12 protein-coding genes and 1 pseudogene are annotated in these 14,517 nt (G+C 59.8%); 3 read left to right on the top strand and 10 right to left on the bottom strand.

The features are described from left to right. Positions 1-159: 159 nt before the first annotated feature. Positions 160-319 (top strand): annotated as a pseudogene (locus tag ASD36_RS31340) (dihydrolipoamide dehydrogenase); the annotation flags it as partial. Between the two features lie 117 nt (positions 320-436). Here ASD36_RS31340 and ASD36_RS11515 read toward each other — a convergent pair. Beyond that, positions 437-2,131: an amidohydrolase gene (locus ASD36_RS11515; protein WP_060510425.1), complete on the bottom strand. Its 1,695-nt coding sequence runs from the start codon at positions 2,129-2,131 to the stop codon at positions 437-439. A 91-nt stretch (positions 2,132-2,222) separates the two neighbouring features. After that, positions 2,223-2,903, bottom strand: coding sequence for a hydrolase (locus ASD36_RS11510; protein ID WP_060510423.1), 681 nt, complete (start codon positions 2,901-2,903; stop codon positions 2,223-2,225). 519 nt (positions 2,904-3,422) lie between these two features. On the opposite strand from ASD36_RS11510, the gene ASD36_RS11505 reads away from it, so the two are divergent. Together ASD36_RS11505 and ASD36_RS11500 are read left to right on the top strand one after the other, a co-directional pair. Next, entirely contained in the window at positions 3,423-3,617 is a 195-nt protein-coding gene (locus ASD36_RS11505; RefSeq protein WP_060510421.1) for a heavy-metal-associated domain-containing protein, read from the top strand. Positions 3,618-3,793: 176 nt separating this feature from the next. Continuing rightward, positions 3,794-5,335, top strand: a complete 1,542-nt coding sequence (locus ASD36_RS11500; protein ID WP_060510419.1) for a multicopper oxidase family protein — start codon at positions 3,794-3,796, stop codon at positions 5,333-5,335. A gap of 405 nt (positions 5,336-5,740) precedes the next feature. On the opposite strand, the gene ASD36_RS11490 is transcribed toward ASD36_RS11500, so the two are convergent. The 8 genes from ASD36_RS11490 to ASD36_RS11455 form a co-directional block, all read right to left on the bottom strand. Continuing rightward, positions 5,741-6,046 carry a hypothetical protein gene (locus tag ASD36_RS11490; protein WP_060510415.1) on the bottom strand — a complete coding sequence of 102 codons (306 nt, stop codon included), beginning with the start codon at positions 6,044-6,046 and terminating at the stop codon, positions 5,741-5,743. Between the two features lie 98 nt (positions 6,047-6,144). Then, positions 6,145-7,464, bottom strand: a complete 1,320-nt coding sequence (locus ASD36_RS11485) for a BatD family protein (protein WP_060510413.1) — start codon at positions 7,462-7,464, stop codon at positions 6,145-6,147. Next, complete coding sequence (locus ASD36_RS11480) at positions 7,461-9,017, bottom strand: VWA domain-containing protein (RefSeq protein ID WP_060510411.1); 1,557 nt, start codon at positions 9,015-9,017, stop codon at positions 7,461-7,463. Before ASD36_RS11480 ends, ASD36_RS11485 begins: the two co-directional genes overlap by 4 nt. Beyond that, on the bottom strand, positions 9,014-10,003 hold the full coding sequence (locus ASD36_RS11475; RefSeq protein WP_060510409.1) for a VWA domain-containing protein: 990 nt from the start codon (positions 10,001-10,003) through the stop codon (positions 9,014-9,016). Before ASD36_RS11475 ends, ASD36_RS11480 begins: the two co-directional genes overlap by 4 nt. After that, positions 9,990-10,517, bottom strand: coding sequence for a DUF4381 domain-containing protein (locus tag ASD36_RS11470; protein WP_060510406.1), 528 nt, complete (start codon positions 10,515-10,517; stop codon positions 9,990-9,992). The genes ASD36_RS11475 and ASD36_RS11470 overlap by 14 nt, the downstream gene beginning before the upstream one ends. Next, a complete protein-coding gene (locus ASD36_RS11465; RefSeq protein WP_060510404.1) occupies positions 10,517-11,467 on the bottom strand; it encodes a DUF58 domain-containing protein in 951 nt (316 codons plus the stop codon). The genes ASD36_RS11470 and ASD36_RS11465 overlap by 1 nt, the downstream gene beginning before the upstream one ends. Before the next feature lie 9 nt (positions 11,468-11,476). Beyond that, complete coding sequence (locus tag ASD36_RS11460; protein ID WP_060510402.1) at positions 11,477-12,454, bottom strand: MoxR family ATPase; 978 nt, start codon at positions 12,452-12,454, stop codon at positions 11,477-11,479. A gap of 78 nt (positions 12,455-12,532) precedes the next feature. Next, positions 12,533-14,143 carry an arylsulfatase gene (locus tag ASD36_RS11455; protein ID WP_060510400.1) on the bottom strand — a complete coding sequence of 537 codons (1,611 nt, stop codon included), beginning with the start codon at positions 14,141-14,143 and terminating at the stop codon, positions 12,533-12,535. Between the last annotated feature and the right edge of the window lie 374 nt (positions 14,144-14,517).

The raw sequence follows: 14,517 nt of genomic DNA, 5'->3' as shown, positions 1-14,517 counted from the left end.
CTGGATCCCGCGCTGACATTTGCACACCTGAAGTGTCCTCCGAATGCTAAATGTGTCACCGGCCCGGGCGGTCGCCGACGGGCCGGTTTGCTGAGGTTCGACACTCGCGGCGCCAAGGTAACACCGATGTGCCTTCTTGCGTGATCATCGCCAGCCGCACTATTGGGCGAGGTTACGGACGCATGGCAACGCTGACGCCAGCGACATCGGCAAGACCATCCATCCGCATCCGACCTTGGGGGAAAGCATTGGAATGGCGGCCGAAGCGGCCAAGGGCGTCTGTATGGACCTGCCACCGGTTCGGAAATCTCCTCCTTGAGGGCGCGCTGATGACGCCGCTTGCCGAGAGTTCCTTGCCAGCGGGGTAGGAAAAGGCGCTACGATGCGGCGGAGAGCCATGTGCCGCCGCATCGTGTTTCATTCCGCCGTCGAACATCTATTGCGCAGGCGTGGACGAGCCGGAGATGCGGTCGTAAACGACCTTGCCGCCGACGATGGTCAAAAGCGAGCGGATAGAGTCGATTTCATCGGCGGGGATGCTGAAGAACGGCTTGTCAAGCACCACGAGGTCGGCAAGCTTGGCCTTTGCAAGCGTGCCTCTATCCTGTTCGGCAAAGCCGATCCATGCAGCATTCTTCGTATAGAGCTGCAAGGCCTCTTCCCGGGAGAGAAGCTGGCTTGCCGCCTTCTGGATAGCCCCGCCAAGCGACCGTCCCGTCACGTGATACTCGATGGCCTGCCATACTCCGAAAACTCCGATCCGCGTCGAGTCCGTACCGCCGGCAACGAGAATGTTGCGGTCAAGGGCAGCGCGTGTCTGCGGTGATTTGGCGGCGACATCTTCGCCGTTGGCCTCAAGGATCGCAGGGCCTTCGAAGTAGGGTCCCATCTGAACGGTGAAGGAAAGCCCGAGCCTCTTCATGCGTTCCAATGTTTGCTCGGAGCCTGTGTTTAAATGGGCAATCGACCAACGCAGATCCTGCAACGGGTGGGTTTTGTTGACCTCCTCGAAAACATCGAGAATGGAGCTTGCCGCATCATCGGTGTAGGCGTGTATTTCCAGCGGAATATGCCGTCCGGCAGCAAACCGCGCGACGGCCAGAAGCTCTTCCTTGGCTTTGTCAGAGGGCGCAAAGCCAGGGCCCATCTGGACACCGCCGTTCATGGCGGCGACGATGGATTCGCCGAGGCCGACAAAGCTGATCAGGCCGGTCTCGTAGTGCGGCTGGCGAAACGCCATGACATCGCGAAACCATTGGGCTTCCGCACCCGCCCTCATGGCCGGGATGCGATATCCGGCACGGTTGGTGAGTTTGCCCTCCCGCTGCAGGGCAAAGAGCGTGTCGTAACTGGAGGCTGGCCCTGCAGACGGGTCGATGAAGCCGGTCACGCCGGCGCTGTTAAGAGCAGTGAAGAAGGCTTGTAGGCTCTCTTTCCTGGGCATCTCGTCTTGTGGCGCAATTTGGGCGAAGAGGGCGTTGTAAGACCCGATATGGCCGAGCAGCTTTCCTGTCGCCTTGCCATCGGGACCACGCTCGACGGTAATCCCCGCCGGTACCGCGGGGGCTTGATCGTTAAGCTTCAACGCTTCCACGCCCTTGGCATTCACAAGAGCGTAATCATAGAGATACTGGATATAGGCCGGACGGTCCGGGACGGCTTGCGTCAACTCCTCAACGGTCGGGGCTCTTTTTTCTTCGAACTGTTCGGGATGCCATGAGCCGACAACAGCGACCCATTCATTTTGAGCGCGTGCGGACGCCGCTGCGCCAAGCGTCTCCAGCGCCGCCGTCAGGCTCGTTTCGTCATACCAGTAGGTTTCGAATGTGTAGGTCTGGCCACCTCTGATGGCGTGAATATGGGTATCGACGAGACCGGGAATGATCGTTTTTCCCTCAAGATCAATGACGCGCGTATGTTCGGTGCCCAGCGCCTTGACAGTTGCCTCGTCACCGATGGCGGTGATGCGTTCGCCCGTAATCGCAAGGGCACTTGCCTGCGGCTTGTCCTGATCCATCGTGACGATGGCGGCGTTATGGAGAATGAGATCCGGTCCGTTTGCAAAGGCGGGACTGGCAAGCAGGAGCGAGCCGATCGAAGCACGGATGGTGTTCTCAAGCATATGTTTCATGATGTTCGGATATCCTGAATGACGAACGCCGGATGGCGGAGAGGGCAGCGGCGAATGGCGGCGGGGTTCCCGCCGCCATTCGCCTTGACGATCAGCTGCGCTGCGAGTCGAGCAGTTCGTGATTCTTTTCAACGTCTTGAGCCTTGAGATAGCTCTCGATTAGCAGCTGGTAGGCCGGGAAGATCTTGGTGTAGATACCAGCCCATTCCTGCGCATCGTCCCGGTGCCAGGTCTTTTGCAGCTCGGAGGCGACTGCCGCCGTATCCATTGGCACCACGCCGGCCTGCACGACGCGGGCGAGCGTGATCTCCTGCGCCATCTTCGAGTAAGTGCCGGAGGCATCTACCACGGCGAACACCTTATAACCGACATAGGCAGCGCTGATCGCGGGGAAGGCCATGCAGACGCTGGTGATCGTGCCAGCGATGATCAGGGTCTTGCGGCCGGTTGCCTTGACGGCAGCGACGAAGTCCGGATTGTCCCATGCATTGATCTCTCCCTTGCGGGCCACGTAAAGCGCATGCGGGGCATTTTCATGGATTTCCGGGATCAGCGGGCCGTTGGGACCCTGCGGCACGGAGGCCGTGGTGATCACCGGCATCTTGGACAAGGTCGCCATCCTGGCAAGTGCCGCCGCATGATTGCGCAGAACCGGCATCGGCATATCGGCAACGGTCTGGAAAAGGCCACTCTGGTGGTCGATCAGCAGCATGACGGCGTCATTGGCATCGATAACCGGGCGCTGCCCGTTGAAGTTGGCTGGGGTGCTCATTTCAAAGTCTCCTTGTTTGAAGTCATGGTTGGAAGCGGAACCAGAGATCTCTCCAGCCCAAAAGATGGGATGGGTCGAAGGCGAGGCGTCTTGCGGATTTGCCGTTTGGCAATCTGCTGAGGAAAAGTTACGCCGGCATCGGCCATGGCAGTAGGCAGCGAAATCGGGCATCACTGTCCTGAATTCAGGACAATGGGGATCAAGAGAGCGGCGCAGGTTCTCGATGATGTCCTAAAGGAGGGCTTCGAGATCACCACAAGGCCAGAGCTGGTTTGAAACTGCTTCGCGCGGCCATCGGGACCCGTCGGCCTGACCATCATGCTCAGGCGCTGCCCGGGAGAGACATCCGGCGCGGATGGTCGCCGCATCCTGTCATCGCTCCAAAGATCCGGTTGGCGCAGAAGACAAGGCGTTCAACCGTGTGAGGACCGATAGCAGATTTTCATTTCCGCCCCCTTGACCTTCCCATGGTTGGAAGCCCCATCTTCTGCGGCGTAAACCCAAGCAAGGAGAATTCCAATGGAACTGATAATCGAAAACATGACCTGCGGCGGTTGCGCCAAATCCGTTACCAAGGCGATCCAATCCGTCGATCCCAATGCGGTGATCGAGACCAATCCTGCCGCCCGAACCGTCCGGGTCGAAACGGCCGCGAGCACGGTGGTTGTTCAAAAGGTTCTCGAAGATGCCGGCTATCCGGCAACCGCGAACTGAGCAGGAGAAATCCGATGCGACAGCGCGACATGACAGATGCCGGGCATGGCGCGCCGAGCGGAGCCTGCCGCAATCAAGAGCGGCTCTTGTGAGCCGTTCCTAGACAAGAAAGTAATTCAGGACAGAGCTGAACAGCGTTGCCGCTGACTGTCAAACGACCGAGAGGAAGACGATCAATGCATCGGCGGACTTTTCTGACGGGCCTTGCAGGTCTCGTCGTTGCCGGACCTGCGGCTGCCCAGATGAAGCATGATATGGGCGGCATGAGCGGTCACGGTAATCACACCATGCCCATGACGGGTGCCAATCCCGTTTTGCCGGAAGGACAGCCACTCAAAGTGTTGCCGCGCCTGTCCAACCAGTCGGCCGCGCCTGGCATGTTCAAAGCAGAACTCGCAGCCGAACCGGGTTTTGTCCGGTTCGCCGAGGGGCTCGATACGCCTGTGCTCCTTTATAACGGCGCCAATCCGGTGATCGAGGCATTTGAGGGAGACAAAGTCGAGGTCAGTTTCAGGAACGGAATTCCAGGTGAGCCGACCACAATCCATTGGCATGGCATGCCGGTGCCGGCCGACCAGGACGGCAATCCGAGTGATCCCGTCGCCGCAGGGAGCGAGCGCATCTATGCGTTTGATCTTCCGCAGGGCAGCGCCGCATCCTACTGGTTTCATCCCCATCCGCATGGGTTGACCGCCGAGCAGGTTTATCGTGGTCTCGCCGGGATTTTCATCGTCAAACCGAAAAGTGATCCGATCCCGCCGGAATACGGCGACACGGTCCTCATGCTGACCGATCTTAGGATTGGCGCTGACGGCACGATGCCGGAAAGCACGATGATCGATCTGATGAACGGCCGGGTTGGCGATCACGTGCTCGTCAATGGGCAGAAGAATCCGGCTATGACTTTTGCGCTGGGCGAAAAGCGCCGGTTGCGCCTCTTCAACGCGACGAATGCCCGTTTCCTGCGGCTCAGGTTCGAGAATGCCAGCATGACCGTCATCGGCACTGACGGCGGCCTGATCGAATCGCCCGTCGCCGTCGAGGAGTTACTGCTGACGCCGGCCGAACGCGTCGAAGTGATCGTTTCCTTCGACAAGCCGGGAGCGGCCAGGCTGACGACGCTTGATTATGAGCGTGGTTGGATGGGGCCGGGCAAGCCGAACGAGGCCGGGATGGTTTTGCTGACGGCAAACGTATCGGAACAGGCGGTGGCCGCGATTCCGCCGTTACCGGCAAAGCTACGTTCCATCGAGCCCCTTGGAAAACCGGCTGTCACGCGGCGCTTTGTTCTGACGGAATCCATGGGTGGAATGGATCATGGCGGCATGCCGATGCAGGGCATGGATCACGCTAACATGTCCATGTCTTCCGGCGGCATGGAGATGAAGTTCCTGATCAACGGCGCCAGCTTTGACATGAACCGCATCGATGAGGTCTCGAAAGCTGGACAGGTCGAGCTGTGGGAAATCGTCAACGAGGCGGACATGGATCATCCGTTCCATGTGCATGGGACGCAGTTTCAGATTGTCGAGCATGAAAAGGACGGGAAGGTCACCACGCCACCCTATCGCGCCTGGAAGGATACCGTGAATATCGTGGCAGGCGAAACGGTCAGGATACTGCTGCGCCAGGATATGCCAGGCCCACGCATGTATCACTGCCACATCCTCGAGCATGAACAGCTGGGCATGATGGGTACGATTGACGTTCGAGCGTGATCCGGTTCAACGAATGAAACAAAGGCCCACCGCGACGCTGTTCGCGGTGGGCCTCTTCATTGAGGGACTGCGAGCGCTGTGCCGGTCCCATGGGCTTCCCTTCGCCTATGTCGGCGGCAGCCAGGTTCCCGGATACTCGTTCAGGCAAGCGATAGCAGCCATAGAACGGATCGTATCGGAAATACGGAGCTTCACCCATCAGGGGAAACAGGCCGGGAAAACGGTTATGTACGTCTTCCCCTTGTCTGTTGTGCCCGCGTTTCTGATCCTCACTGCCGTTCGCTGTCTTGCTGATCGCTCCGACGGCATTGCGTTCGGCTACCGTGGAAGTGGGGTTCACCGAAGTTGACAACAACATTTTCACAGCAGAGCTGCCGGGGTTTGCGATACGTCTAAACGGGTTCGCTAGATTCCTGAACCGTCGAACCGCTGGGCGTCGTCGCCTTCCCAGGGCAAGGGCATGGATGTGCGGTTGCCATTGGCGGACGGCATTGGCATCCAGCACTTCAGCTCCGGCTCGGCATATTCAATGACACAGCCAGGGGAAGAATCAGAGGCGCGCCAACCTTCCGCGCCGAACTGATCGCCATTCGACCAGTAAGCCAGGTCCACTTCCGCCGGCCCCTGTTCAGACGGGCGGACCGTGATGAGGATACGGCTACCGTCTTTCGGTGCGCTGCCCATGGGGCGCCACCTGCCTGGTTCGTCCATCGCTTTGTCTCCAGCTTTGCTGCAAGCAGAGTGTCGCTTTGCTATCGATAGCGGTCAACCCAAACTTTGTTGCACGAGCTTTCCTCTGCCAGCGCAGTTTAGGCGATCGGGTTTAGTCCGGGCAATGAGCTGTCATGCCTGGTGTCCCCCGGCTTTGGAACTTTCCGCCAAGCCTCGATAGCGCGTCTCAGTGCCGCCCGGTCAAGACCGGGGCGATTGCGACCGGCACCAAAGAGTTCACTTTCCAGCTTGCGTATTTGGGTCGCGGCATCGTCGTCGCCGCATTGCAAAACCCAGTCCGCGATCGATTTGTAGCCTGCTGCGCGAGTCCAGATTTCCAGATGACGGTAGATGATGCCGGGATCCTCTGATCCGATCGACGCGATCAGGTCTGCGAACGCGCTGCGCTCGGAATTGCGGTGCGCATTCCTGCGCGTTCGCAGTCTCTCCGTTATCCAGGGCAGCAGGCGGAGGAGGAGATAGCCTGCCGCCGCCAAACCGATGGCAGCCGCCGCTGCCGCCAGAAGATGTTTCCTGGTCAGCCAGGCGTGTGCACTGGTGTCAACTTCCTGCTCGAGCTGAGGTGCCAGCCCGGTGTGAGCCGAGACGGGTGCTGCCACCTTCATTGTGGCTGCTGGAAGCGTAGCCATTGCGCTGGCCTGCGTATCGACGTCGAACCAGGGATAGGAGATGGCGGGGATCTCGAACGTTCCCTCCGTCCCGGCAACATAGGTTATGGTTTCCGTCCGGGTGCTTCCCGTCTTGCGGTCCTCGGTTTCCACGCCGTCGGCGAGCTGCGGAGATTTCGAATATTGTTTCAGGCCGTTGGCGGCAACGGCGGGGATGGCCGGGATCATCATCGCCTGCGTGTTCTCGGCGAAGATGGTCATCGTTCGAACCACTGCGTCGCCAACCTTCAACTTGGATGGATCGCGATCGAAAGACTGGGTTATCGTCACGCCGCGCGCGGGAAACGCCGGCGTGGCGGCGGAACTGTCGGGAGGATCTGCAACGGTGAAGCTCAGCGGCTGCAGAACTGCCTGGCCTGGAATGGGCTTGCCGTCCTGCGAATAGCCAAGAGTGATCACCGCAGGTGGCAGCGTGAACGTTCCGGAGGTCTCTGGAACCACAGCATACGTCCGCCGGATTCCGGCATACTGCACGCCGTCGATCGTCTCGATGAGGTTCTGAGAGCGCTCATCGACCAAAGAAACCATCGCGTTTGGCAGATCGAACAGTGGAAGTTCTGGCGGCGACGTGAAGAAATCCGGCACGAAGACGTCGACCGTGATCCGAACCTGCTGGCCTGGCACGATGCTGCCTTTGTCTTCGATGGCAACGCGCGTGAAAGGTTCGGCTGCAAAGGCCACCGAGCCCAGCACGAGCCAGAATGCGACGACGGCGCGGAGCAGCATCATGGCTTCTTTCCCTGGGCTTCGATGGCGAATTTGCGCGCCATGAGGTCGGCCGGACTGACGACGATATTTTTCATCCAGAGTTCCGAGGTCTGCTCGGCGATGTTGATCTTGCCCGCCTTGCCCTGTTTCCCCTTGTTGTCGAACTGGATACTGTCCGGCGGCAGGTTCGGGTCGTCCTGCTGCTCCTGCTCTTCGTCCTTCTTCACTTTCACCAGCCTTTCGGCAATGGCAAGGTTTGCGGCGGCGTCGGGCCACCCCTGCCGCTTCTTCAGTGCGGTTTTATAAGCGGTGACCGCCTCATCGAGCTTGCCGAGATGCAGCAGTGCATTTCCCTGATCGTACCAGCTCTCGGCGCTATCAACGGTGGCAAAGGCGTCGATCGCTTCAGCATATTTCCCGGCGCGATAGAAAGATGTTCCTTTCCACATGGGATCGGCGAAGTGTGCTGCTGCACCTTCGAAATCGCCGTTCTCGTAGGCCATGCGTCCCTGTTGGTCCGGTGTCAGCCACATGCCGGCAAAGTCGGCGGCCCGGGCATCCGAGGGCAGTAACAGGTGGGCTGAAAGGAGAACCACGCCAACCCGTACGATCCAGCCCTTGCGGAAAGACAGAGCGAACAGAAGCAGCAATGGACCGATCAGCCACCATCCGGCGTCACGCCAGTGATCTCCTTCGGCCGCCCGTTTCTGGGCGAAGTTGGTGCGGATTCTTTGCGATACCCACCGGACATCGGTATCGTCGTCCGTGAATGTGGCGACATCCGCGCCGGTGAGCGCGTGGAGGTTCTTCAAACCTTCGACGTCGAGCTTTGCAGTGACCCGCCCTCCGGCTGCATCGGTCAAAAAACTGCCATCCGCGCCTTTCACGGGGCCACCGTCAGGCGTGCCGATGCCAAGCACAATGATCCCTTGCTTCGACTTGAGCTTGAAGGCATCGAATGCCTTCTGTTCGATCCCATCAGTCAGAAACAGGATCGTGCCTGGCACATCCTCCGAGGCAAGGGTGGTTTCGGCAAGCTCGAGAGCCTTGGCCGTATCCTTGCCATCGACAGGCATGATCCGTGTCGCCAGGGCATCCGTGTAGGTCTCGATCAGCGACCCGTCTTCGGTGAGCGGCAGGACCAGATGGGCGGATCCGGAGTACGCAACAACTGCGGTGCGCGCACCGGAGCGTCCGGTGATGATGTCCTTGATCTTCAGCTTGGCACGTTCCAGCCGCGACGGGCTGACGTCGATCGCGTCCATGGCTGGAGAAAGATCGACGGCGATGACGAGTGGAGCAGTGTCCTCGACGAAGGGGGGCAACTCCCGCTCCCATGTCGGTCCGGATACAGCCAGGATTGCCAAAGACAGTACCAGGGCCAGCAGCCATGACGGACGCATGCGCGACCCGGATGAACTGTCTATGACAAGACTGTCCAGAAGATGCGGCTCGATCATGCCTTTCCATTGGCGGCGCGTATCGACAGAGCGCGACGATATCCAGACGATGATTGCGGGGAGGGCAAGCGCCAGCAGCCACCACGGCCTCAGCAGGTGAAAGTCTTCAATCACGCCGATGCCCTCCTTCTGAAGAGCCCTGCCAGTCCGGTCAAAAGATAGTATGCGGCAAGGATGACGATCGCCAATCCAAGCGGCCAGTGGAACAGCTCGATGCGCGGCCGCCAGGAGAGGTTCTTCTGGTCCTGCGGCGTGATCTTGTCGAGCGTGTCGTAGATGGTTGCGAGCTGTGTCTGGTCCTGTCCGAAGAAATAATGGCCGCCCGTATCAGTGGCGATCTTCTGCAAGATCGAAGTGTCGAGCTTGTCTTCGCCGGTCGCCTTCGGGTCGCCGATGCCGACCGTGTGAATGACGACCTTTTTCTGCTTGGCAATGTCAGCGGCCTTCGCCGGGGGCATCCGGCTGGCCGTGTCATTGCCGTCGGTGAGAACGATCAGAACCTTCTCGGGTACGGTCGTTTTCTCGAACATCTTGATGGCAAGCCCAAGGGCGTCTCCGAGCGCCGTCCGCGGGCCTGCAATTCCGGGAAGCGTATCGGCAATCACCGCCTGGACCGTCTTGTGATCCATAGTGAAGGGCACGAGCGGGTAGGGTGCGTCGCCGAAGGCGATCAGCCCGATGCGATCGCCAGGGCGCTTCGTGACGAAATCGGCAACCACCTTGCGAACCGCATCGACGCGGGCCTCCATGCTACCGTCAGGCGAACGGAAATCCTTGGTATCCATTGACTGTGACAGGTCCAGCGCCAGCAGCAGATCGCGCTGTGGTTCGACCTTCTCGATCGGCGGTTCGACGAACTGGGGGCGGGCGAGGGCCACGGCCATCAGACACCAGACGAGCGTTTCGCAGAGCAGCTGCGTCCAACTGCGCCGCGCGATCACGGAACCTTCGGTGGGGTCGATGCCAGCGGCCTCGGCGACCTGGCGAAAGAATGGCAGCCTTACCGATGCGGCCGTCTCGCGATGGGCGGGAAGGAGCAGCCACACCAGGAACGGCAAAGGTATGACAGCTAAGAGCCAGGGAAGGTCAAGCTGATACATGATGCCGTCCGATCCATGACCTCGCCGAGGAAATGAAGTCATCGAAGACGGTGTCGGGCATGCCGCCTGAACCGGGATCATGGCTGTATTCGTAAGCATCGAGCAGCGTCCGCAAGGATTGCGTTGTGCCAGCCTCTGAATGCTTTTCAAGAAAATTGACCCAGGCCGCTCCAGATAGAGCCGCGACGTCTTCGCGCCGCCAAGCGGCTAGTGCGACACGCTTCAGAAGTTCAGCAAGCTCATCGACAGCGTCGTGGCGGGTCTGGGGTTCCCGGATGCGCAGTTCGATGGCGCGCAGTTCGGCAAGCGCCTGCCGGCGGTAGGCGTTCGCCCGGTAGCGGCGGAGTGCCTGAAGCGAGAGAAACACGATCAGGCACAGCAACAGAAAGGCGACCACCCCCCATCCCCAAGTCTGCGGCATCCATGACACTGGCTCTGGAACCGATATGTCCTTCAGCTGCTTGAGAGCGAGCTTTGTCAGCGGATCAAGAGGCGCCACCTTGTCGGGTTCCATCAACGCCTCCGCTGCCGCCAGGCGGCCTGCTCGAGGAGACGGCGGAGTTGCGGCGCGGTTTGTTCTGCCGCCGAGACAGGAAGCATTGGCAGGCCAAGTTGCCGCTGCCAGTCACGCAGTTCCCTGCCACGATCCCGGGCAAACGTATCGATCGCCTTCCTGATGTCGGCACGGTTCAGCGACAGTTCTGCCTGCAGCCGGCCGCCACTGACCACGATGTCGCCTGACGTGGGAAGGTCGAGGAGAAAAGGATCATAGACCAGGATACAGATGACGTCGTTCCTGCTCGCCAACCGGAGAAGGGTATCCCGCGTCGTGGTGCTGTGGCCATCAAAATCACTGACGACAATCACAAGATGATCGTGATGGGCGACGCCCGCTGCGCGTTGCAGCACGGTGTCCAGCGCTGCGGGTGACGGCGTTCCGGCGAATGCGGCGTCGAGGCTCTCATTCTGGGCCGCGATTTTGGCAGCGAGCGTAATCACCGATTCGCGGCTGCGGTGCGGCCTGACTTCATCGATACTGGTATCGTTGAAGACGAAGCCCCCAACCCGATCGCCGGAACCAAGGACGCGCCACGCGCAAAGCATCGCCGCTTCGGCCGCGGTCACCGATTTCATCGAGCGCCGGCTGCCGAAGAGCATGTTGATGCGCTGGTCGACGATGATGAGGGCCGGCCGCTCCTTCTCCTCACTGTAGACGCGCACGGCGGGCTTGTTCGTGCGCGCTGTCACCCGCCAGTCGATGGAGCGAATGTCATCACCAGGCAGGTAGTCGCGCAATTCCTCAAACGTCAGCCCGCGGCCGCGCATCGAGGATTGCATGCGGCCCGAAAGCTGCTGGTGGCTGCGGGACTTCTGGACGAAGCTCAAGTCACGGGCACGCGCTTCCAGCGCCACGAGCTGGTCGGTAGAGACATGAACGCCTTGCGTGTTCTCAGTCGTGGGCATCGCCACTCCTTACGATACCGCGACGAGTTCGACGATGCGGTCGATGACCGTGTTGGGTGTCGTATCCGAAGCGTGCGCCTCATAAGACAGGATGAGTCTGTGGCGGAAGACATCGTGCACGACGGCTTTGACATCATCCGGGGTGACATAATCACGGCCTTTAAACCAGGCGTAAGAGCGCGATACCTTGTCGAGACCGATGACGCCGCGGGGGCTGACGCCGACTTGGAGAAGCTTGGCAAGATCCTTGTCGTAGCGCTCCGGATAGCGTGTCGCAAAGACCAGAGCGACGATGTATTTCTCGACAGGTTCCGACACGGTGACCGCGCCGATTTCCTTGCGCGCATCGAAGACTGCCTGCGGATCCAACCGTTCGGCTGCCGTTGACTTGGCTTTTTGCCCGTCAGCGCTCTCTTCGCTGCGCACCAGCCGCATGATGGCGGCCTCGGAGGTTTCGTCGGGATAGCCGACCTCGACATGCATCAGGAAACGGTCGAGCTGGGCTTCCGGCAGCGGATAGGTGCCTTCCTGCTCGATCGGGTTTTGGGTGGCCATCACCATGAACAGTTCCGGCAATGGATAGCTCTTGCCGCCGACCGTGACCTGCCGCTCTTCCATTGCTTCGAGAAGCGCCGACTGTACCTTGGCGGGTGCGCGATTGATTTCATCGGCGAGGATCAGGTTGGCGAAAATCGGCCCCTGCTGGAACTTGAACTCGCCCTTGCCGCCCTCGCTGAAATAGACTTCCGAGCCGGTGATATCGGCCGGAAGCAGGTCGGGGGTGAACTGAACGCGCGACAGTTCCGCATTCAGGTTCTTTGCGAGACTCTTGATTGCCCTGGTCTTTGCCAAACCGGGAAGACCTTCGACCAAGAGGTGGCCATTGGCAAGCAGGCCGAGCAAAAGGCGTTCGACCATTTCATCCTGGCCGATAATGGATTGGCCGATCCTCTTGCCAAGCGCCAGGATATCGTCGCGTGCTGTCATGCCGAACTCCGTTTGTTTGAACCGGACGCACGGGGGAACGTGCGTCCGCAGGTCATTCTTTCGCAACGGTGGCAGGGCCTACTTCTCGATGCCGCGATCCTTGAAGGACTGGTCGATCGCCTTGTTCACCTGTTCGCGTACGCCTTCGATGTTGAAGCTGGCGACGCGCTGGCTCGGCGGGTACTTGACGAAGGTCTCGAGGAAGGCGGCACCCTGGAGTTGGCCCTTCACGAGTAGGAAGTCGTTGCGCACCAGCCAGTCATTGTACTGGTCGGAGACTGTATCAGCCCGCTCATAAGGGTCCATGCGCAAATTGAACAGTTTGGGAAGACGAAGGGTGACCAAGGGGTCCTGCCAAACGCCGAACCCGCCAGGTGTGCGTTGTTCGTGGAAGACGACTTTCCAGTCATCAAACCTGGTTGCGACGAGATTGCCGTCATCATCAAAATAGTAGAACTGGTTGCGCGCGCTCTTGTCGGTTTTACCGGTGATGTAGTCGAGCTGGTTGTAGCCATCGAGGTGATTCTTGAAGCTCGCGTCGCTTCCTTCAGGCTTCCAGCCTGTCAGAAGGCGATTTTTCACATCAGGATCGCCAGCGGCGGCAAGCAGGGTCGGAAACCAGTCGAGACCGGAAACCATACCGTTGGAGACCTGGCCGGGTTTGACATGGCCGGGCCAGCGAACCATCGCCGGAACGCGGAACGCACCTTCCCAGTTGGTGTCCTTTTCAGAGCGGAACGGGGTTGTTGCAGCATCCGGCCAGGAGAACTGGTTGGGGCCGTTGTCGGTCGCGTAGACGACGATCGTGTTGTCGGCGATACCGAGCTCATCGAGCTTGTTCAGAAGTTTGCCGACGTCCTGGTCGTGCTCCCACATGCCGTCGCCATACTCGTTGCCCGTCATCCCGCTCTTGCCCCTGTATTCGGGGCGAACATGGGTGAACAGGTGCATACGGGTCGTATTCATCCAGGTGAAGAAGGGCTTCTTGGCCTTTGCCTGGCGGTCGATGAAGTCGAGAGCGGCGGCCGTCGTCTCGTCGTCGATCGTTTCCATGCGCTTTATCGTCAGCGGGCCGGTGTCTTCGACCTTGCCGTCTGCGGACGCCTTGATCACGCCGCGCGGATTGTATGCCTTGAGAAACTCGGCATCGTCCTTCGGCCAGTTCGCGGCTTCCGGCTCTTCCTCGGCGTTCAGGTGGTAGAGGTTGCCGAAGAACTCGTCGAAGCCGTGCTTGGTGGGAAGATATTCATCCCGGTCGCCGAGATGGTTTTTGCCAAATTGCCCGGTCGCATAGCCGAGCGGCTTCAGCGCCTGGGCAATCGTAATGTCGCCATCCTGCAAGCCAACTGTCACGCCGGGAGCGCCGACCTTGCAAAGACCCGTCCTGAGGCAGACCTGGCCCGTAATGAATGTGGAACGACCCGCGGTGCAGCTGTTTTCGGCATAATAATCCGTGAACTTCATGCCTTCGTTGGCGATGCGGTCAATGTTCGGCGTCGTGTATCCGATAACGCCGTCGGAATAGGCGCTGATGTTGGTCTGGCCGATATCGTCGCCGAAGATCACGAGAATGTTCGGCGGGGCTGCGTCCTGCGCCAATGCTGGCGAGGCGGCAAACGGCACAGCCGTCAGCGTCAGCGCGACTGCGGCGGTGGCGCTCAGCAGGCGGCGCGAAAAGGTAGTACTCATGTCGGCTTTCTCCTCATGCAGCGGGTAAAGTCATTGCACATTCCGCTCTCCTTTTGGTCGGACGGGCCGGAATCTGCCCCGACGTGGACGTCGCTTTGACTTCGGGAGTTTGCCGGAAAACCGCGGCAGCGGAAGTACGTTACGGTAACAAGCCAGAATTCAGATGTAACAAACTCGTAAAATAGCGCGTTTACGGCGTGTGGGTGGCCAGAAACGGATCGTCTTGGAACGTGTCGCAGAAGCAGGCAGCATTCGATACCACGCGTTTTTTCGCATGCTTCGCGGTGGCTTCCCCCACATCACCGAACGTTGCCCCTGCCGCATGTTTGCATGCGTTGATAAATATTCTGTCGGCAACGGCCGGAGCGGAACGC

Source organism: Rhizobium sp. Root1334, from assembly GCF_001426665.1.
Classification (GTDB): Bacteria; Pseudomonadota; Alphaproteobacteria; order Rhizobiales; family Rhizobiaceae; genus Pararhizobium.
This window is presented reverse-complemented; position numbering and strand designations above follow the sequence as displayed.